Here is a 19,962-nt window from a genome sequence, read left to right on the forward strand (position 1 = left end):
TGGCGCCCATGCGATCCCTCCTGGCCGGCGTGGCGCTGGCCGCCGCGGTCCTCGGCACCGTCGCCGCGACCACGCAAGCGCTCGTCCCGCTGCGCCGCCCGCCGGCCGACGCACGGATCGTGCTCGGCTCCGGCATGGCCGGCGCGACCTTGAACCAGCGCACGAGCCCGGTCACGGACGGCGGCCTGAAGCCCGCCCCGTTCAGCTCGTGGGGCAAGCTCCAGGGCGAGTTCTGCTTCGAGGGCACGAGCTGCTCGTGGGTGATCCCTGGGGACGGGGACGTCTTCATCGAGCGCGACGGCCGCTCGCGGCGGGTGCTCATGATCGGCACCACGGCGAAGCGCTGGAAGACGTCCAGGGGCGTCGGGCCGGGGACGTCGATCGCGACGCTCCGGGCGCGCTACTCCGGGCTGACGCGGATGACCACCTGCCAGATCGGCGGGTTCGGCGCGCCCAACACCGGCTACCGCCTCGGGCAGCACTCGTTCTTCGGCACCGCTGCCGGGAAGGTCACCGTCGTGTACGTGACCCGCTACGCGATCAGATCGGGCTGCTGAGCGCGAACCGCGGCGCTCAGGCGCCGGCCCAGCCCCCGGCGCGCAGCGTCTCGCGGAGGGTCGCCTCCACCACCACGACGGCCAGGGCGACTCCGCCGGTCCATCCGAGCGCACGCAGTGGCTTCGTCGTCAGGACCGCGGCGCCGAGGACGCCGATGATCGCCTGCACACGCAGCGCGTGCAGCGCCTCGTCCTGGTTCCAGACGCCGCCCAGGACACGGCCCTGCAGGTACAGCAGCAGTGCCTCCCCGAGCAGCGCGCCCGTGAGGATCGCGGCCCAGCGCGGGCCGCGGGTCCGGCGCCAGGCGCCGCCCGCCCAGCCGAACGCGGCGCCGACCGGCAGCGCGCCCGCGGTCCAGGCGGCACCGACGCCGAGGGCGTAGTCCCGCGAGGTCCGCTCCTCGACGAGCCCGAAGATCGCGTAGTAGGTGATGACGCCGACCACGAGTGTCGCCGCGCCGGCGATGGCGCCACGCCGCGGCGAGGCAGCGAACGCGCCGATCAGGAACGCGGCCAGCAGCCACGGTCCGCCCAGGGTCCCGGCCCAGTAGAGGAGCGACGACGTCGTGTGGTCGGTCGCGCGGCCCGCGAGCCCGACGACGCCGCCCCCGAGGACGGCCGCCAGCAGGACGACGGGCAGGGTGGGCCGGCGAAGCTCTGGCGGCATCGCGGAGCATCCTCGACGGCGGACCTGAAGCGTGCCTCAACGCAGGCGCGCCGCACGCGCCGGGCGTCGACGCGGTTTGTACGCTTCCGGCCATGCCCGCCCCCGTACAGGCACTGCTCCTGAGCCTGCTCCGCCGCCTGCGAGGCGGGCGCATGCTCGAGGCGGTCCACCGCGTCCCCGGCGTCGACCGGACGTTCCTGGCGACCCGCGGGTACCTCGTGCAGGAGACCGCGCGGTTCGCCGCGTCCGAGCTGCTCGGCCGTCCCGGCGTCCGGCGGTACCACCTGCGCAGCACCGGCCACGCCTGCCTCGTGCGCCACGGGACGTTCGACGTCCGCGGCCTCGACGAGATCTTTTGGCGTGGCTTCTACGACCTGCCGGACGAGGCCGGCGCGGCGCTCGCCGCGCGCCCTGGGCCGGTCCGGATGCTCGACTGCGGCGGGCACGTGGGCCTCGCGTCGCTCTGGGCGCTCAAGGCGTTCGGCGACACGACGCAGATCACCGCGTTCGAGCCCGACCCGGCGAACAACGTGATCCACGACCGCGTCCGCCGGTCGGCCCTCGCCGCGGGCGTCGGTGCCTGGAGCCTGGAGCGCGCGGCCGTCGGCGCGGAGGCGGGGACCACGCGGTTCCACGCGTCCGGCGACGAGAACTCCCGGGCCACGGACGACGGTGAGCTGGAGGTCCCGGTGGTCGACCTGCTCACCCACCTGCCCGGTGCCGACCTGCTCAAGCTCGACGTCGAGGGCGCCGAGTGGCCGATCCTGGCCGACCCGCGCCTTGCCGCCCGCCCGGGGCCGGCCGTGATCGTGATGGAGATCCACGCCGACGGCTGCCCTCAGCCGGACCACCAGGCGGAGGCGACGCGGCTCCTGGCCCTCGCCGGCTACCAGGCAGAGGTCACGGAGGACATGGGCCCGGGCGGGGCGCTCGTCTGCGCCTGGCGCTCGGACGGCTGACGGTCAGCCCTGCGGGAACCAGCGCGCGCGGAAGGCCGCGTCCGCCCGTGTGTACGCGTCGACGTCCCCGAAGCCGCCCTTCGTGTGGTGGATCAGCGGCAGCTGCTCCACCCAGACCTCCCGCCCCGCCGCCCGCGCGGCGAAGCACAGCTCGGCGTCGTAGCCGTGGAAGCCGGGGACGGCCACCGCGGAGCCGTAGCGGAGCGAGTCGATCGTCCACGGCGAGAGGACCATCAGCAGCCCGTCGACGCTGTCGACCGGGCACGGGTGCCGCCCGAAGTCGACGGTCCCGCGCGTCTCGACGACGTGGCCCGCGCCCTCGCCCTCCCACCACGCGAGCGACCGCACGTCCGTCGCGCCGACCGCTCCGATGACCGCGGCCGCCGGCGACGCGTCCAAGCGGGCGCGGACGGTGGAGCAGAACGCGGGGTCCAGCAACTCCACGTCCTCGTGCATCAGCACGAGCGCCTCGACGTCCGGCAGCGCGGCGGTCGCGTCGAGGATCTCGTCGTAGGCCGCGAAGATCGACCCCTGATCCGCCGTCGCCTGGATCAGGACGCTGTCCGGCTCCGCGCACACGCGCAGGCCGGGCAGCGCGCGCGAGCGATAGGTGGCCTCGGAGCCGACGCAGCTGGCAAACACGAACATCGCCCCCGGGTGGTCGGCGCGCAGGCCGGACCCTTGAACACCTGCCGGCGCGCCCATCAGAGGGTTGCAGCGCGCTACGCTCCATCTCGGAATGGATGGGATCGCTGCCAGCACCTACCAGTGCTCCGTCGCCCGCACCGTCGAGGTCGTCGGTGAGCGGTGGACGATGCTGATCCTGCGCGAGGCGTTCCTCGGCGTGAAGCGCTTCGACCACATCCAGCGGGACCTCGGCATCGCGCGCAACATCCTCAGCGACCGGCTTGGCAAGCTCGTCGACCAGGGGATCCTCGAGAAGCGCCGTTACTCCGAGCGGCCACCGCGCTTCGAGTACCGCCTGACCGCCAAGGGCCGCGATCTCTATCCGATCGTCGTCACGCTGATGCAGTGGGGCGACAAGTACACCGCCCCGGACGGCGCCCCGGTCGAGCTGACGCACATCGAGTGCGGCCAGATCACCCAGCCGCAGCTCACGTGCGACTGCTGCGGCAAGCCGGTCCACGCGCTGAACGTGCGCCCGGTCGCCGGTCCCGGGCTGCGCGCCGACGCCGCCTGAAGCACGCCGGCGGTCGGGGAGCTGACCGGTCGCGCTGCAGCCTCGTGACCAGTCACGCGTTTGTATCGAAAATAGAGCGAGTTACTGCTACGGTGCGGCGCTCTTTGTGCATGGACGCACCCACGCAGCTTGAGCCCCTCCGACGACACCCCCACAGCAGGTCCGCGGTCCCCTCGGCCGCGGGGTGTCCCGGCCGTGCGGCGGCCGATCGGTCCTGGGGTCACCGGCAAGGGAACGGGGATCGTGCTGACCCCGGTCGCGCTCGACGACCTGCGGCGCGTCGGCGGCCTGCTGGAGACCGAGATCGAGCGGACCGCGCGCGAGCAGGGGCGCGGCCAGCGGGCCCCGGTCCACCACGTCGCCCGGCCCCACGGCTCTCCCGTCCGCCGGCCGATCGGCGCCGGTGCCGTGGCCAAGCCCGGCGGCTGGCTACCGCCGCGCCGGCCGGTCCACCGCCCCGAGCCGCCCCGGGGGTCCGGCGCGCTCGACCTCTTCGGCTCGGGGTTCTGCCGCGAGCTCGGGGTGCTGCCGCTGTCGGTCCGCGACGGAGTCGTGACGGTCGGCCTGGCCGACCTCGGCGACGAGTCCGCCCGCGCGGCCGTCGCGCGGATCGCCGACGGCGCCGGGCTCGGGGCCCGGTTCATCCAGCTCGGCGCGACCGAGCTGCAGGTCGCCCTCGACCGCCTCGTCCCGCCGGTCTCGTTCGAAGCGCCACCGTCCCCGACGGCGACGCCGACCGCGCCGGAGGTCGACGAGCCGCCCACGTTCCACACCGAGCCGCCGGTGCCGTCGCCCGGTCCGCGGGCGCCGAAGCGGCTGGTCGTCGTCCCGCCGATCGAGGCAGGGCTCGAGGGCCTCGTGGTCGAGGACCCGCCCGCCTTCGACGCGCCCACGGAGCCGTCGGCGATCCCCACGCCCCCCGGCGACGCGGTGGACGACGCCGCGACCGCCGGACCGCCCCCGAGCTTCGTGCCCGCGCCGTCGCCGGCCGTCGAGGAGTCCATAGAGGTCGAGGTCGACGAGGCGCCCGAGGACGACGTCCCTGCGAGCGCCCTCGGCCAGCAACTCGTGGCCGGCGGCCAGCTGGCGAAGGCGGACCTCGCGGCGGCGCTCACCGAGCAGGAGCGGACCGGCGACTACCTCGGGCACATCCTCACGCACTCGGGGCTCGTCGACGAGCTCGAGATCGGCGCGGTCCTGGCCCGGCAGGCCGGCCTGGCCCTCGTCGACATCGAGTCGATCGAGGTCGACGAGGACCTGGTCCGGCTCGTGCCCCACGAGCTCGCGCTCCGGCACCTCGCGATGCCGTACCGCCGGGTCGAGGACGGCCGTGTCCTCGTGGCGACCGCCGACCCGGACAACATCGCCGGCCTCGAGCTGGTCGAGGAGTACGTCGGCCACCCGATCGCGATCGTCGTCGCCACCGACACGGGCATCGACAACGTCCTGCAGCGGATCCACAGTGCCGACCACATCGAGACGGCGATCGCGCAGCTGCGGTCCTCGCGCCCGGAGGAGTCGGCGTTCAAGGTGATCTCGACGGGCCAGAAGCGCTTCGGCATCGCGGTCCTCGCGCTGGGGCTCCTGTCGTTCGTGCTGTCGCCGATCCTCGCGTTCGTGGTGTTCAACCTCGCCGCGAGCTTCTTCTACCTCGGCTTCTCCTTCTACAAGCTGCTGCTGGCCTACAACTCGCTCGGCCACGACAACGAGAAGCACATCAGCAAGGAGCAGCTCGACGCGCTCGACGACTCCGACCTGCCGGTCTTCACGATCCTGATGCCGATGTACCGCGAGGCGGAGGTCGTCCCCAAGCTCGTCAACGGCATCGCAAAGCTCGACTACCCGCGGACGAAGCTCGACATCAAGCTGCTGCTCGAGGAGGACGACGACGAGACGCTGCCGGCGATCGAGAAGCTGAACCTGCCGCCGCACTTCCGCGTCGTGATCGTCCCCGACGCGCTGCCGAAGACCAAGCCGAAGGCGTGCAACTACGGCCTGCTGATGGCCCGCGGTGACATCACGGTCATCTACGACGCCGAGGACGAGCCCGACCCGGACCAGCTCAAGAAGGTGGTCGTCGCGTTCAAGCAGTCCGACCCGGCGACGGTCTGCATCCAGTGCAAGCTCAACTACTACAACCGCACGCAGAACCTGCTCACGCGCTGGTTCACGACCGAGTACTCGATGTGGTTCGACGTGTTCCTGCCGGGCCTCGACGCACAGGACGCGCCGATCCCGCTCGGTGGCACCTCGAACCACTTCATCACCGACGAACTGCGTCGCCTGGGCGCCTGGGATCCGCACAACGTCGCCGAGGACGCCGACCTCGGCATCCGGCTGAACAAGGCGGGCTGGCGCACCGCGGTCGTCGACTCGACGACCTACGAGGAGGCCAACCCCGATCTGCACAACTGGATCCGCCAGCGCTCGCGCTGGGTGAAGGGCTACCTGCAGACGTACCTGGTGCACATGCGCCACCCGTTCCAGCTCTGGCGCGCGATCGGGACCAAGCGCTTCCTGTCCTTCCAGCTGACCGTCGGCGGGACCGCGTTCGGGTTCCTGCTGAACCCCGTCTACTGGGGCCTGACGACGCTCTGGCTGCTGACCGAGGCGGGCCTCATCCGCCAGCTGTTCCCAGGGGTCGTCTACTACCTGGCGGCATCGGGGCTGTTCGTCGGCAACTTCGTCTTCACGTACCTCAACGCGGCCGGCTCGATGCGCCGCGGCTACTTCGACCTCGTCAAGTTCGCGCTGTTCTCGCCCGTCTACTGGGCGCTCATGAGCTGGGCGGCGTGGAAGGGCGCCATCCAGCTCATCACGAACCCGCACTACTGGGAGAAGACGATCCACGGCCTCGCCGAGCGCAGCGAGGACCATCCCGAATGAGTACCGTCGTCCCCCCGGACGAGGTCGTCGTCCGCAAGGGGCTTCCGGGGAAGATCCCGGCCCGGGTCGCCCGTGACCACCGGCACAACCGCCTGCGGCTGCGTCGCCCGCGGATCAAGGCCCGCACGTACGAGTCCGTCGGCCTCTTCGTGCTGCTCTACGGGGTCTACCTCGCACTCGGGTACCGGGTCGTCTACCAGCAGCACCTCGTCGTGTTCGATGCGACGGCGCGGCTTGCCCACGGGTACTTCGTGTGGTGGAACAACCCGCCGAAGCTCGCGGCGATCGGCTTCATCTGGGCGCCCCTGTCGACGCTCGTGTTCCTGCCGTTCACGCTGGTCAAGCCGCTCGCCACCTCGCTGATGGCGCTGCCGGCGACATCAGGCTTCTGGATGGCGCTGATGTTCGTCACGTTCCTGAGCCTGATGCGGTTTCTCGGCCTCAGCGCGCTGCAGCGCTGGGTGATCATCCTGCTCGTCGCGCTCAACCCGATGATGCTGTTCTACGCGATCAACGGCATGAGCGAGGCCCCGTTCATGGCCTTGACCGCGATCGGCGTGAGCTACTTCGTGCGCTGGCACATGACGCGCGAGCCGCACCACCTCAGCATCTGCGCCATGGGCCTGACGATGGCCGCGCTGTGCCGCTACGAGCTGCTCGTCTTCGCGCTGATCGTCGCGGTCGCCATCCCGGTGACGCTGTTCGTCCGGCGGCGATCGCAGGACGAGATCGAGGGCAGCATCCTCGCCTACGTCGGGCCGCTGTTCTACGGCATCGGCCTGTGGTGCTTCTTCAACTTCCTGATCCTCGGCGACCCGATCTACTGGTTCCGCAAGCAGTTCCTCGGGGGGACGACCGACTCGATCACCCCGGGTGCCAGCGGCATGATCGGCGACTCCGGGCAGACCGGCTCGGACGGCACCGCATCCGTCAACCGCGCGCTGACGCCGTTCGACATCATCGAGAAGGTCGTCGACGTCAACCTGCGGCTGTTCCCGCTCGTGCTCGTCCTGATGCCGTTCCTGCTCCTCTACTGGTGGCGGCGGCGGGACTCGCTCGCGTTCTGGCTCATCGCGCTGCTCGGCGCCAACGCGGCCACGAGCGCGCTGCTGATCTTCCGCAGCGACACCGTCGCGCTCCTGCAGCTGCGCTACAACATGCGCGACATCCCGGTCGCCATCATCGCGGGCGCCTGGCTCATCTCGCGGGCGCGACCCGGTCAGGTCCGCAACGGGGCTTTCGCGGCCTTCGCGGCGATGCTGGCGATCTCGATCCCGCTCACGTGGCAGACGATGGAGACCTACCCGTTCCAGTACCTGGAGCGGACGTTCATCGCCGCGCTGGAGACCGGAGAGGACCAGGAGAACAGCGGCACCCGCGGCCAGTACACCGTCGGCAACCGCGACGACAAGGAGATGGCCACCTACATCCGCAGGTACGTGCCGGAGAAGCGGGCGAGCATCCTGACCGACGACGGCCAGACCTTCGGCGTGATGCTCGAGACCGGCCGGCCGCAGATCTTCCGCGACCGCATCGACCAGGGCGACTCGAAGTGGATCATCCCGCTCGAGAAGCCATGGAATCGCGTGCGGTACATCCTCGTCGGTCGCTATCCCCGGTCGCCGTTCGCGATCCAGGACGAGGTCGAGGTGCGGTACCCGGGCCTCGGCGGCCTGGTCGGGCTGACCGCCATCCACGCGAACGACCACTACGTGCTGCTGCGGGTGGCCCGTCGTAAGCCGCTCAACCCCCAGACGCGCTTCGACTCGGTCCTGAACAAGGTCCGCGGCGAGTCACCGCCCCGCCTGTGAGCGGGTCCGGGCTCACGCGGCGGGCGCTGCTCGTCGCCGGCGCCGGCACGGGCGCTGCGCTGCTGAGCGGCTGCGAGGACGACGTGCCGGTCGGGTCCGCGACGGCGAACGACGAGGCGGCGCTGCTGCGCGACCTGGTAGTCGTCGAGCAGGCCCAGGTGGTCGTCTACGAGGCCGCCGCACGCCGCGCCGGCGGCGCGGCACGCCGGCGCTGGACCGCCCAGGCGCAGATCGAGCGCGAGCACCTGCGCGCGATCGGCGACGTGCTCTACCGCCTCGGCGCCCGTGCCCCGAAGGTCGTCACCGGCACGCCGGACCTGCCGCGGCGCGACAGCGAGCTGCTCGGCTACCTCGCCGACCTCGAGGAGCGCTCCGCGGCGGCGTGGCGCAGCGTCATCCCGCGGGTCTCGCAGGACATCGTGCGCATCGCGTGCGTGTCGATCATGGGCGTCGAGATCCGGCAGGCCGTGTGGCTTCGCGTCGCCGCGGGGCAGGCGGCGCCGGCGGTCGCCCCGCCGCCGCAAGCGCTGGCCGATGTCCTGGCCGCCGTCCGCGACACGGCCCGCCTCGCATGAACGACGTGATCGGGCGACGCACGCTCCTGCGCACGGCAGGCGCCGCGGGGCTGGCGGCGCTGACCGCGCCCGCGGTCGCCCGGGCGCAGACCGCCCCGCGCGGCGAGCCGGCGACCCCCGGGGACCGGGCGATCCTGAAGTACATGTTCGACGCCGAGTACATCCAGGTCGCGCTCTACACCCACGCGCTCACGCTGGAGCTCGACCCGCAGGTGGCGGCGTTCGCCCGTGCCGCCCTGGCCCGGCATCGCGTGCACGTGCGGACGCTGAGGGCCGTCAACATCGACGCGGACGTCGTCGTCAACCGGTCCACGGTGTTCGAGTTCGGCGAGCAGGACCAGCAGGGCTTCCTGCTCAACGCCAAGCGGATCGAGAACGCCGCCGCGGCCGGTGCCGGGACGGCGGTCACGCTGATCGAGGACCAGCAGCGCCTGGAGCCGCTGCTCGTGATCCTGACCGACGAGCTGGCGCACGCCGGGTCGGTGGCGCGGCTCCTCGGGGAGCCGGCCGCCGAGGCCGGGCCGTTCGACGACCCGCAGCCCCTGGCGGCGATGCGCCTGATCCTGACGTCCGCGAACTGACGGGCGCGGAGCGCCGGGGCGCAGCGATTACACTGCGGCCGGTGTCGTCCGCCCCTGCGCCGCGCATCAGCGCGATCGTCCCCCTGATCGCGCTGAACGACTACGGGCGGCGCTGCATCGAGGCGCTTCTCCGCCACGACGGCGTCGAGGTGGTCCTGATCCCTGACGAGCGCCCGGACGACCTGGATCCGCGCGTGGTCTGCGTGCCCTCTGGCACTGCGAACACGTCGGTCAAGCGCCAGCTCGGCGTCGAGGCCGCCCGCGGCGAGTACGTCGCCCTCATCGACGACGACGCCCTGCCGGCGGGCGGCTGGCCCGAGGTCGCGATCACCACGCTTGCGGACCCGACGATCGGGGCCGTCGCCGGGCCGTCCCTGACGCCGGACGACGAGCCGTTCCTCGGACAGCTCTCGTTCCGCGTCTTCGCCTCCCCGCTGGTCAGCGGCCCGCACCGCTGGCGCTACTCCCAGGTGGCTGCTCGCGACGTCGACGACGCGCCGTCCGTGAACCTCGTCATGCGACGCGCGGACGCACTCGCCGTCCGCCTGGACACGCCGTGGGCGTTCGGCGAGGACACCGTCCTCTGCGAGCGGATCATCCGGCAGGGCTGGCGGATCCGCTACACCCCGGAGCTCGTCGTGCTGCACTCGCGGCGGCCGCTCTGGCGGGGCCACCTGCGCCAGCTCTACCGCTGGTCTCGCCGCCGCGGGGCGTTCGCCCGGGCAGGCGGCCTGAACTCCCTGCAGCCCTCCTACTTCGCGCCGACGGCGCTGCTGCTCGGCGTCCTCTCCCGGCCGGTGCTGCCGCGGCCCCTGCGTCCGCTCTGGACGCTCGGGGCGACGGGCTACGTGGCGACCTGCGTCGCGGCCGGTTACGACCGCCGCCCCGCCCGCTGGTGGCGGATCGCCGGCGGCATCATGGCGACGCACGTCGTCTACGGGGTCGGCTTCGCGCTGTCGATGCTCGGGCGCAGGCTGCCCGAGGAGGACGCGTGACGCGACGCCCGTCGGTGACGGTCGTGGTCCCCGTCAAGGACTCCGGGCATGTGGTGCGCGGCGCGCTGGACAGCCTCGCCGCGCAGGACTACGACGGTGCGGTCAACATCCTGCTGGTCGACGGCGGATCGCGCGACGACGTGGCCGCGGTCGCCCGCGCCTACTCGGCCACTGTCCTCGCGAATCCGGCGGGCAACGAGGAGGCCGGCCGCGCGGTCGGGGTCGCGGCGGCGACGGGCGAGCTCATCCTGCTGCTCGACGCCGACGACGTCCTGCCCGCCACGGACTGGCTCGGCCGCCTCGGCCGCGCGCTCGACCTGGCGCCGGACGTCGTCGCCGCCGACTGCCTGTTCCACGAGCACCGTCGCGAGGACCCGCCCGTGGTCCGGGTCTGCGCGCTCATGGGCGGCAGCGACCCGCTCGCCGTCGAGCTCGGCTGGGCCGACCGCTGGGCCTGGCACCTGGATCGGTGGACCGGCATGCCGATCCTCGAGGAGGAGCGCCACGGCGACGTGCTGCTCATCCGGATCGACCCGGAGCGACCACCGCCGATGGGGTCCAACGGCTTCCTCGTCCGCCGCGACGCGCTGCTGCAGACCGGCTACGCGCCGTCGTTCATCCACTCCGACTGCGTGGGCGACCTCGCCGCCTTGGGCCACCGCTTCGCCCGCGTGGAGCAGGGCGTCGTCCACCTCTACGCCGAGGACCTCCGCACGTACTGGCGCAAGGCGAACCGGCGTGCGCGCCGCTCGATGCGGGGCGACCCGGTGCAGCGCCGCGGGTACCGCCCGAGCCTGCTGGTCACCGGTCGTCAGGCGCTGTTCTCGGCGACGCTGGTCGGCCCCGCCGTCCTCGCCGCGCGCGGCTACCGCGCGCGCCCGGACCCGGCCTGGGCCCTGTACCCGTTGCTGAGCCTGCTCACCGTCGCCGCCTACGTGCGCGCGCGGCTGTTCGTCGTGCGGGAACGCCTCGCGCGATGAGCCGGGCGCCGGCGATCGGGTCGCAGCACCCGCTGCGGCGACTGGTGCGGCGGGCGGACGACCTCGCGGCCCGCACGCGGGCGCCGGGCGCGCAGCGCAGGCTCGAGCGCGGAGCCCCTCACCAGCGGGCGCTGTGGGCGGAGCGCGCCGCACAGGCGCCTGCGGTCCTCGGACGCCTCACCGCTGCCGCCGGGCCGCCTGCCGGCCCGTGGGAGGGCTACGCCACGGTGATCGCCGCGCTGGTCGCCGGCGGGCTGCCGTGGGACGTCCTGCGCCGGCCGGTGATCCAGGAGACGATGCTCGTCCGCGGCCGCCGGACGCTGGTCGGCGAGCTCGACGTCCTACGGGCCGCGCACGCACCGGCGGCGCTGCGCCGCCTGCTGGCCGAGGACCCGGCCGGCTGCCCGCCCCCGGCGCGCGACACGCCCTGGACCTCACCGACCGCGGTGCACCACCTGCACCACCTCACCCGCTTCGGCCGGTCGACCGGGGCCGACCCGTTCGCGCTGGACGTCGTGGTCGAATGGGGAGGGGGCTACGGGGGGCTCGCGCGCCTCCTGCGCCGCCGCGGAGGCCCGCCGCCGACGCACGTGATCGTCGACCTGCCGGCCGTCCTCGCCCTGCAGTGGGTGTGGCTCGGCACCGTGCTCGGGCCCGACGCCGTCGTGCTCTTGGAGCCCGGGGCCACCCCGACGGCCGGGAAGGTGTCGCTGACCGTCCCGGCCGGGGCGGCCCTGCCACTGGCACCGGACCTGATCGTCTCGACCTGGGGGCTGAGCGAGACGCCGGCCGACGCGCGGCCGCTCGTCGCGCAACAGCTCGGCGGCGCGCGCCACGTCCTGCTGGCGGGCCAGCGCCCCGACGCGCTGTTCCCCGAGGCGGACTGGCCCCTGGACGAGGCGGCCGGCGCGGGCGCGCGGCGCGAGCCGGTCGAGGTCCTCGCCGGGTCGGAGTACGCGTTCCGATGACGCCGAACCGCTCGCGCTGCGCGCTCGGGTTCGGCCGGGCGAACTCGCCCGGGGGCTCGTTCGCCCAGCGCGTGAGGAAGGTCGATCTACCGATGCGCCATTCGCTCTCGTTCGAGCGTCTAGCGGCGGGTCGTCAGGCGGCGGGCTCGGGCTCGCAGCGTCCCGATCAGGAAGCCCACGTTGTCGCGGTCCAGCTTGCGGGCCGCCCGGAGGGCCCAGCGGGCCTGCTCGGCGTAGCGCTCGACCTGCACCTCGCGGCGCTCGCGGGCTGTGAGCGGCCGGAAGCTCCGCGTCAGCCGCTGCTCGTACTCGGCGCCGAAGCCGTCGACCTCCACGAGGCTCGGCACCCAGCCGTCGCCCGGGATCGGCTCGCCCGCGATCAGCGCTGCGTAGAGGCGCTCGAGCTGCCGCGTCAGCAGCATCCGGTCCATGCGCTCGTCGGCGAACACCGCAGCCGCCGCGCCGAAGCGGTCGGCCTTGGCAGGGTCGGCGATGAGGTCCGCGCAGGCTTCGGCGAAGGCGCGCGGATGGTCGGCGATGTGCCCCGTGACGCCCTGCTGCACCTGCTCGATCTGGCCGTTGTCCACCCAGGGCGTCGAGCACGTGACGATCGGCAGGCCGAGGGCCATCGCCTCCGAGATCGCGACCGAGTAGCTCTCCCCGATCTCCGCAGCAGTGACGAAGACGTCGCACGCCATGAACCGCTGCATGACCTGGGCCTCGTCGAACGTCGTGTCCACGAAGCTCACGCGGTCGTGGACGCCGAGGCGCCGCAGCAGCTTGTGCTTGTCCGGTGTCGCGCCGACGTACATGACCTGGACGTCCGGGACGAGCTCGAGCAGGTGGGGGACCATGGTGACGAGCAGGCGCCGCCACTTCGTGTCGTCGTCGCGGCCGATCCGGCCGACGACCGGCCGGTCGGGGTCGAGACCCAGTGCCAGCTTGGCCGCGCGGCGCTCCGGAGCGGCGGCGCGCAGGCCCGGGATGTCGATCGGCCAGTGCAGGACGCGATGGCGCTCGTGGAACGCCGGTCCGGTCAGCCCGAGGCGCTCGCGGTAGCGCCACGCGCACATCTGGCCGACGAACAGGTGGCAGTCGAACTGCGGCTCGTCGCTCGATGCGTCGATGCGGCCGAAGATGTTCGTCTCGATCAGGTGCGGCACGCCGGCCTTGCGGCAGGCGGCCGGCACCGCGGGTTCGGCGAGGCCGACGCGGAACGCGTGCGCGACGTCGACCCCGCGGAGGGCCTCCGCGAGCGCGTCCGGCCCGTCGGTCGCGAGCACGACGGGGACACCGGCGGCGTCGAGGTCCGCGTGCCGGGGGCCGTCGCCCTTCGTCACGACCACCCGGACGTCGAACCGCTCGCGGTCGATGGCGGTCGCGTGGTTGACCAGGCCCTTCTCGGTCCCTCCGAGGCCGAGCCATGGAGTCACGATCGCGACCGAACCGCTTTTCTGTGTGGGCGTCGTCACGCGCGGAACCATAGCCATGTGCGACGCCGCGTCGTAGGGTGCAGACCGTGAGCGCGGACGAGCCGGGAGGACCTCTCCCAGACCGTCAGATCGAGCTTGCGCTGGAGGACGTCCCGGTCGGCCCCGTCCTGCAGGCGCAGGCGCCGGAGCCCTCCCAGTCCGGCCTGCTGCGCTCCGGCGCGACGGTGATGCTGTTCGCCGCCGCGGCGAACGGGCTGAACGTCGTCTTCCACCTCTCGGTCGCCCGCTTCCTCGAGCCGGACGAGTACGCGCTGCTGACCACGATCTTCGCGATCAACGTCATCGCGACGGTCCCGCTGCTGGCACTGCAGACGACGGTCGCGCGCGAGATGGCGATCCTGCTCGCCCGCGGCGACGTCGAGTCGGCGGGGGCGGTGCTGCGGACCACCTTCACCATCGCCCTGCGCTTCGCCGCCGGCGTCTGCGTGCTGCTCGTGCTGCTGAGCTGGCCGGCCTTCGCGATCCTCAACATCGAGCGCCCGCTGCCGATCCTGGCGACGGCGCTCTCGATCACCGCCGCGGTCCCGCTGCCGGCAGCCTGGGGCGCTCTGCAGGCCTCCGAGCGCTTCACCGCGCTCAGCGTCATCCAGGGCCTGGGGCCGTTCCTGAAGCTCGTGCTCGGCGTCGGGTTCGCCGCCTTCGGGCTCGGCGCGTCCGCCATCACGTTCGGCGTCGTGATCGCCAACATCATCGTGTTCGGCCTGGCCTACAAGGTCCTGGCGCCGGTCGTGCAGTCGGCCGGGACCCGGCGGTTCCCGGCCCGCAAGGTCGTCGGCCGGTACGCGGTCGGGTCCGCTGCCTGCCTCGGCCTCTACACGGTGCTCACCCAGTCGGACGTGATCTGGGCCCGCGGCGCGCTGTCGGCCGGGGACGCGGGCGACTACGCGGCCGCGTCGGTCATGGGCAACTTCGTCCTGCTGCTCCCCATCGGGGTGACGACGGTCCTCTTCCCGCGGATCGCGAAGCTGGGCCAGGACGGCGACGGCCGCCGCGACCTGGCCTTCGGCCTGGGTGCGGTGATCGTGCTGAGCCTGCCGCTGCTCGTCGCCTTCGCCGCGTTCCCCCGCCTGCTGCTGCAGATCGCCTTCGGGTCCGACTACCTCGGCGCGTCCTCGCTGCTGCTGCCCATCGGCCTCTCGATGCTCGGCTACGCGCTGGTCACCGTCTACATGAACCACTTCCTCGCGCTGGGCCGGACCCGGTTCGTCGTGGTCCTCGGCGTGGGCATCCTCGCGCAGCAGTTCCTGTTCCTGCTCGCGCACGACTCTCCGGGCGGCATCGTCTGGGTCCAGGTCGCGGCCGGGCTCGGGACCGCAGCCGCGGCCGAGCTGTACGAGCAGATCGTCCGGCGCCGGCGCCCGGCCGTCATGATCAACCCGGCATAGAGCCGAGCGGCGGAAGCCGCGCGTCGAGCTCCTCGAGCGTCGTCACGGGAGCTCCGCGGCGGCGCTCGCGCTCCAGCTGCAGCCACAGCGCGTAGACCTCGGGTTCGAGCGGCTCGCGCGCCGGGCGGTCCCGCAGGGCGTCCGCGACGCCGGCGGCCACGGCCCGCGGGTGGCGACGGACGACCGACCGCCCGCCTGCCACCCCGCCGAGCCGCCCGAGCTGCGCCGGGAGCGCGCGCGCCGGGACGTGCCGCAGGACGTTGCGCCACTCGGCGCGGGTGGCGTACTGGACGCCGAACTCGTGCTGGCGCGCCGACGAGACGTGGTGGATGGCGAGATCGCTGCGCCCGAGCGCGACCACCCACCCGCGCGCGAACCAGCGCAGGGACATATCCGGCTCCTCGCCCGAATGGCGGAGCGTCGTGTCGTATCCGCCGACGGCGTTGAAGCAGTCGCGGCGCAGCGCGGCGCAGCAGCCGAGGAAGTAGCTCGTGAGAACGTGCCCGTCGGACGGCGGCGCGTAGTGCTCGAGGCGCGCCGGCCGCGGCGCGTCGGTGAACGGGATGCCGACCGCGGCGATGCGCGGGTGGTCGAACTCGGCCAGCACCTGCTCGACGGTGCGCGGCGACGGCAGCTCGGCGTCGTCGTCGAGGGAGATCAGCACGCTGCCGGTGGCCAGCAGGGCCATGGCGTTGCGCTGGACGAGCGAACCCTTGGAGGTCTCCTCGCGGATGACGCGGACGGACGGGAACTCGCGCTCGAGGTGGGCTGCGGTCCCGTCCGACGACCCGTCGTCGGTCACGATCACCTCGACGGGCACGGTCTGCGCGAGCGCGGACCGGACCGCGCGCGAGACCTCCGAGCAGCGATCCCGGGTCGAGATCATGACGGTGGCGTCGGTCATCGGCGTGAGGCTATAAGGGTGTCCAGGCGGTCGGCGAGCTCGCCCGCCACCGCCGCTGCGGTCACGCGCGGGCGCCAGTGCTGCGCCACCCGCAGGCCGTGGCCGGCGGTCGCGGAGGCGTCGAGGGCCGCCGTGGTGGCGTCCGCGAGCGCGCCGGCGGACCGGTCGGCGGCGACCCACCCGCCCGGGCCTGTCGCCGCATGCCGGACGGCGTTCAGCGGTGGGCCGACGACGGGGCACCCGCAGGCGAGCGCCTCGCTGAACGCGACCGGCGCGCCCTCCCAGCGGGACGTCGACAGCAGCGCCCCCGCCCCGGCGAAGAGCGCGGGCAGCTCCGTGCTCGGGACCGACGGCCGGCAGGTGACGCGCGGGCTGCGGCGGACCACCCGCTCCGCACCGGCGCCGATGATGGTCAGGCGCACAGCGGGGTCCGCGGCCAGCAGCGCCGCCACGGTCGCGGCCAGGAGCCGCGGGTCCTTCTGGGGGGCCGTCCAGCGGCCGACGGCGAGCACGGCCCGCGGCCGCGGGCCGGCGTCGACGTCGGCGCCGGTGAAGTGCGGCGCCGCCGGCTGCTCGCTGAGGCCGAGGCGGGCGGCCGGCTCGGGGATGCGCAGGAGCCGCAGCGTCCGGCGGTAGTCGGCCAGCGCGGCGTCACCCTGCAGGCCCGTCCAGTCGGCGGCCAGCAGCGCCGACCGCAGTCGTGCGCGCGCGGTGAGCTTGCGCAGAAGGCCCTCGGGTGGCGGCTCCGCGAAGCCCGGCGGCGTGGGCGCGCGTGTCGGCGGGTCGGCGGAAGCGCCTCCCGTGGCGCGGCCGCTGCGGGCCGCTCGTCGACCCTCGAGGGCTCCTTGGAGGTGCAGGGCGACCGTCCCGGGGTGCAGCCAGGGCACGACCCTGCCGTCGGAGTCCGCGAGGGCGATGGTCGGGAGCCCGGCGGCGCGGGCGGCGCCCAGCACCGCGGACTGGTGCAGCCAGGTCACGGCGATCACGCCGTCCACCCCGGCTGCGGTCCAGAACCGTGGGCTCGTGAGCTCGGCCAGCGAGGTGGCCACCGCGAGGTCGTCGGTCCCCGACACCGCCGGGGCGCGGACGACCGCGGTGTGCCCGAGTCCCCGCAGCGCGACCGTCAGGTTGCCGAGCTGCTTGAAGCGCTCGGTCGGCCCGAAGTTCGACTGCTGGACCAGGACCAGCCTCAAAAGGTCACTCGCAGCGTGCTCTTGACCGCTTTGCCCACCTTCCCCTTGGCGTCGACCGCCCGGACGGTCACGGTGTAGCGACGCGCGGGAAGCGCCCGCTTGAGCTTCAGCTGCCAGCTGGTGGTGCCCGTCGCGTTGAGGAACAGCGATGGGCAGCCCTTGCCGCGGTACTTGAGCAGCCGGCCGGCGCTGTTGAGCCGCAGGCACCCGGTCTGCGTGGTGACCGCCACCTGCACGCGCTTGAGGCCCGTCCCCTTCGCGGTGCCCCGGATCGACTTCAGGGTCTTCCCCTTGGCCTTGGCGATGGGCGAGCTGAGCTTCGCCGACAGCGCGACCGGCGGCGGGGGCGGCACGACCGGGGCACGCTTGACGTTGGTGATCGCCACCGTCGCGCGGTCGCGGGCCCCGGCGACGGCCGCGGTCGGGTCGGACACGATGACGTCGAAGGCGCGGTCGGCGTCGCTGCCCGGGGCGTCGACGACCGGGATCGGGACCGTGACCGAGGTCTCGCCGGCGTTGACGATCACCGACCGGTCGACCGCCGTGTAGTCGACGCCGGCGCGGCCGGTGGAGTCGACGGTGCGCACGCGGATGGCGGCCGAGCCGTCACCGCCGCCGAGGCGCTCGATGGTGATACTGGCGGCGCCGCCGTTCTCGGCGACCGAGTACGCGGTCGCCGCGAGCTGCAGCGTCGGTGCCGCACCGGCGCCGCGGCACGGGCTCAGCTCGCTCGTCGATCCGCCGGCGGGCGTGGTGGTCACCAGGACGGCCTCGTTCGCGCCCGGAGCGCCGGCGGCCGGCACGTTGAAGCGCACGATGCCGTCCGCCCCGGCGACGGCCACGCCCGAACCGAGGTACCGCAGGATCGGGCGGCGGACGGGGTTGCAGGCATCGGAGACGTAGACGTCCACGTCGACCGGGCGGCCGGCGGGGGCCGGGGCGGTCCCGCTGACCTGGGTCCGGGCACCGGTGGTGAGCACGGTGTCGAGCGACGGCGACCCGCCGGCATCGGGGCCGGTGGGCCCGTTGTCGATCGCCTGCCCGTCGCCGTTGAGCGTGACGACGTTGCCACGGACGCTGGTGGGGCCGGCCGTCGCGGCCACGGCGATGGCGCCCGTCCCCGCGTTGACCTCGATGACGCGGTTGCCGGCGCCGGCCTCTGGCCCGCCGATGACGGTCCCGCTGGTGCCGGTCTCGACGACGACCTGCGCGCGCTGGTTCGCCGCCTGCCCGATCGCCCCACCGGCGCCGCCGCCGATCTGGTTTCCGAGCACGCGGACGCCGGTGGCACCGCCGACGACCCGCACGCCGCTGCCGTCGTTTCCGGAGATGAGGTTGCCGGCCCCGGCCGCCGTTCCGCCCAGGGTGCCGCCCCCGCCGCCGAGCAGGACGCCGTCGGCGTTGCCGCGCGACGCCGAGCCGGCTGCGTCGGTCCCGATGTAGTTGCCCTCGACGCGGTCGTCGCCGCCGCCGAGGAAGACGCCGGGGCCGTCGTTCCCGGAGATCACGTTGCGCGCGCCGGCGGCCCGCCCGCCGATGACGTTGTTCCCGCCCGTGCCCGTGAGGCGGACGCCCTGCTCGGTGTTGCGCTGCTCGGAGCCGTCGCTGCCGAGGCCGATGGTGTTGCCGGCGATGACGGTGTCCCGCACGGAGGTCCCGGTCAGCCACACGCCGTGCCCCGCGTTCCCGGAGACGATGTTCCCGCCGATCGTCGTCCCGGCGCCGCCTTCGACCTTGACGCCGTAGTCGCCGTTGGACCGGATCGTCACGCCGTTCCCGGCGAGGCCCACGAGGTTGCCCCTGATCGTCGCCGGTGCCATCAGCCGGATGCCGCCGTGGTCGTTCCCGGAGATCACGTTGCCGTCGCCGATCACGGGCGCTCCGCCGGTGACCAGGATGCCGGCGCCCTTGTTGGACACGACGGTCTGCCCGTCGGAGCCCACGCCGATCCGGTTGCCGGCGACGGTCGTGCCGCTGCCGCCGCGGATCTCGATGCCGTTCGTGTCGTTACCGCTGATCACGTTGGCGCCGCCGCCCGGGCCCCCGATCCGGGTGCCGGTCGCCGTGCCCTCCACGGCGACGCCGCAGGTGCCGGCGTTGCCGACGCCGGTGACGCCGTCGGGCGCGGTCCCGACCCGGTTGCCCTCCAGGACCGTGCCGCCCCCGGCCGTGACGACGACGCCGCAGCGGTCGTGGTTGTCGCCGATGACGTTGCCACGGATCGTGGCGCGATCGGCGTTCACCACGATGCCGCCGGTCGCATTCCCGACGCCGACGGGGGAGTCGCCGAGCGACTCGCCGATGTACGAGTCCGCGACCGTGGCATCCGGGGCGTCGATGACGATCCCGCCGTTGTTGAACCGCGTCACGGCGACCCCGCGGATGACCGTTCCGGCAGCGCCGGGGCCCACATGCAGGCCGATCGCGTTCGTGCCGTCCGGGATGCCGCTGATGCGGATGAGCGGCGCGCCGCCACCGCCCTGGCTCGGTCCGTCGATCGTCAGCGGGCCCGTGATCTGGGGCAGGCCGGCGCCCGTGATCGTCAGCAGCGCCTTGTCGCCCGCGGCCCCGATCGCGAAGGTGACCGTGTCGGCACCCGGGTTGGCGTTGGCGGCCGCGATGGCCTGGCCGAGCGACCCGGGACCGGAGGCGTCCGCGGTGGTCACCGGGTAGGTCGCGGCAGCGGCCGGGCTCGCAAGGAGGCCGGACCCGAGCACGAGGACGGCGGGCAGCAGACGTGACAACGCGTTCATCGGCAGGGACGTTACAAGCGAAAGGCGCCTTTGGGGCGCATTTCGTCCCATTCA

General features: G+C 73.5%; 17 protein-coding genes. 11 read left to right on the plus strand and 6 right to left on the minus strand.

Translation table 11 applies throughout. The features are described 5' to 3' along the window. The first annotated feature begins 8 nt into the window (after window positions 1-8). The gene (locus DSM112329_RS00470; RefSeq protein WP_354699837.1) at window positions 9-557 is read left to right on the plus strand and encodes a hypothetical protein; all 549 of its coding nucleotides are present in this window, start codon (window positions 9-11) and stop codon (window positions 555-557) included. A gap of 16 nt (window positions 558-573) precedes the next feature. On the opposite strand, the gene DSM112329_RS00475 is transcribed toward DSM112329_RS00470, so the two are convergent. Then, entirely contained in the window at window positions 574-1,224 is a 651-nt protein-coding gene (locus DSM112329_RS00475) for a DUF6518 family protein (RefSeq protein ID WP_354699838.1), read from the minus strand. Window positions 1,225-1,316: 92 nt separating this feature from the next. On the opposite strand from DSM112329_RS00475, the gene DSM112329_RS00480 reads away from it, so the two are divergent. Beyond that, window positions 1,317-2,183, plus strand: coding sequence for an FkbM family methyltransferase (locus DSM112329_RS00480; RefSeq protein WP_354699839.1), 867 nt, complete (start codon window positions 1,317-1,319; stop codon window positions 2,181-2,183). Between the two features lie 3 nt (window positions 2,184-2,186). On the opposite strand, the gene DSM112329_RS00485 is transcribed toward DSM112329_RS00480, so the two are convergent. Further along, on the minus strand, window positions 2,187-2,831 hold the full coding sequence (locus tag DSM112329_RS00485; RefSeq protein WP_354699840.1) for a glycosyltransferase: 645 nt from the start codon (window positions 2,829-2,831) through the stop codon (window positions 2,187-2,189). A 91-nt stretch (window positions 2,832-2,922) separates the two neighbouring features. On the opposite strand from DSM112329_RS00485, the gene DSM112329_RS00490 reads away from it, so the two are divergent. The 8 genes from DSM112329_RS00490 (at window position 2,923) to DSM112329_RS00525 (ending at window position 12,180) form a co-directional block, all read left to right on the plus strand. Further along, a complete protein-coding gene (locus DSM112329_RS00490) occupies window positions 2,923-3,384 on the plus strand; it encodes a helix-turn-helix domain-containing protein (RefSeq protein ID WP_354699841.1) in 462 nt (153 codons plus the stop codon). Window positions 3,385-3,579: 195 nt separating this feature from the next. Further along, the gene (locus tag DSM112329_RS00495; protein WP_354699842.1) at window positions 3,580-6,270 is read left to right on the plus strand and encodes a glycosyltransferase; all 2,691 of its coding nucleotides are present in this window, start codon (window positions 3,580-3,582) and stop codon (window positions 6,268-6,270) included. Next, window positions 6,267-8,081, plus strand: a complete 1,815-nt coding sequence (locus tag DSM112329_RS00500) for a hypothetical protein (protein ID WP_354699843.1) — start codon at window positions 6,267-6,269, stop codon at window positions 8,079-8,081. The genes DSM112329_RS00495 and DSM112329_RS00500 overlap by 4 nt, the downstream gene beginning before the upstream one ends. Next, on the plus strand, window positions 8,078-8,656 hold the full coding sequence (locus DSM112329_RS00505; protein WP_354699844.1) for a ferritin-like domain-containing protein: 579 nt from the start codon (window positions 8,078-8,080) through the stop codon (window positions 8,654-8,656). The genes DSM112329_RS00500 and DSM112329_RS00505 overlap by 4 nt, the downstream gene beginning before the upstream one ends. Then, the gene (locus DSM112329_RS00510) at window positions 8,653-9,237 is read left to right on the plus strand and encodes a ferritin-like domain-containing protein (RefSeq protein ID WP_354699845.1); all 585 of its coding nucleotides are present in this window, start codon (window positions 8,653-8,655) and stop codon (window positions 9,235-9,237) included. Before DSM112329_RS00505 ends, DSM112329_RS00510 begins: the two co-directional genes overlap by 4 nt. A 41-nt stretch (window positions 9,238-9,278) precedes the next feature. After that, a complete protein-coding gene (locus tag DSM112329_RS00515) occupies window positions 9,279-10,232 on the plus strand; it encodes a glycosyltransferase (RefSeq protein WP_354699846.1) in 954 nt (317 codons plus the stop codon). Then, on the plus strand, window positions 10,229-11,212 hold the full coding sequence (locus DSM112329_RS00520; protein ID WP_354699847.1) for a glycosyltransferase family 2 protein: 984 nt from the start codon (window positions 10,229-10,231) through the stop codon (window positions 11,210-11,212). The genes DSM112329_RS00515 and DSM112329_RS00520 overlap by 4 nt, the downstream gene beginning before the upstream one ends. After that, the gene (locus tag DSM112329_RS00525; protein WP_354699848.1) at window positions 11,209-12,180 is read left to right on the plus strand and encodes a hypothetical protein; all 972 of its coding nucleotides are present in this window, start codon (window positions 11,209-11,211) and stop codon (window positions 12,178-12,180) included. Before DSM112329_RS00520 ends, DSM112329_RS00525 begins: the two co-directional genes overlap by 4 nt. A 119-nt stretch (window positions 12,181-12,299) precedes the next feature. Here DSM112329_RS00525 and DSM112329_RS00530 read toward each other — a convergent pair whose 3' ends face one another. After that, window positions 12,300-13,652 (minus strand): glycosyltransferase family 4 protein, encoded by a 1,353-nt coding sequence (locus DSM112329_RS00530; RefSeq protein WP_354699849.1) that lies wholly within the window; start codon window positions 13,650-13,652, stop codon window positions 12,300-12,302. Between the two features lie 47 nt (window positions 13,653-13,699). Here DSM112329_RS00530 and DSM112329_RS00535 point away from each other — a divergent pair, with 47 nt between their 5' ends. Continuing rightward, window positions 13,700-15,058 carry an oligosaccharide flippase family protein gene (locus tag DSM112329_RS00535; protein ID WP_354699850.1) on the plus strand — a complete coding sequence of 453 codons (1,359 nt, stop codon included), beginning with the start codon at window positions 13,700-13,702 and terminating at the stop codon, window positions 15,056-15,058. On the opposite strand, the gene DSM112329_RS00540 is transcribed toward DSM112329_RS00535, so the two are convergent. The 3 genes from DSM112329_RS00540 to DSM112329_RS00550 are packed head-to-tail and all read right to left on the minus strand — an operon-like array spanning window position 15,045 to window position 19,908. Beyond that, a complete protein-coding gene (locus tag DSM112329_RS00540; RefSeq protein WP_354699851.1) occupies window positions 15,045-15,962 on the minus strand; it encodes a glycosyltransferase in 918 nt (305 codons plus the stop codon). The genes DSM112329_RS00535 and DSM112329_RS00540 overlap by 14 nt on opposite strands. Further along, entirely contained in the window at window positions 15,959-17,155 is a 1,197-nt protein-coding gene (locus DSM112329_RS00545; RefSeq protein ID WP_354699852.1) for a glycosyltransferase, read from the minus strand. The genes DSM112329_RS00540 and DSM112329_RS00545 overlap by 4 nt, the downstream gene beginning before the upstream one ends. Continuing rightward, complete coding sequence (locus DSM112329_RS00550) at window positions 17,152-19,908, minus strand: right-handed parallel beta-helix repeat-containing protein (protein WP_354699853.1); 2,757 nt, start codon at window positions 19,906-19,908, stop codon at window positions 17,152-17,154. The genes DSM112329_RS00545 and DSM112329_RS00550 overlap by 4 nt, the downstream gene beginning before the upstream one ends. Window positions 19,909-19,962 lie beyond the last annotated feature (54 nt).

The sequence above is a fragment of the Paraconexibacter sp. AEG42_29 genome (assembly GCF_040581415.1).
In the GTDB taxonomy this organism is placed as follows: Bacteria; Actinomycetota; Thermoleophilia; order Solirubrobacterales; family Solirubrobacteraceae; genus Paraconexibacter.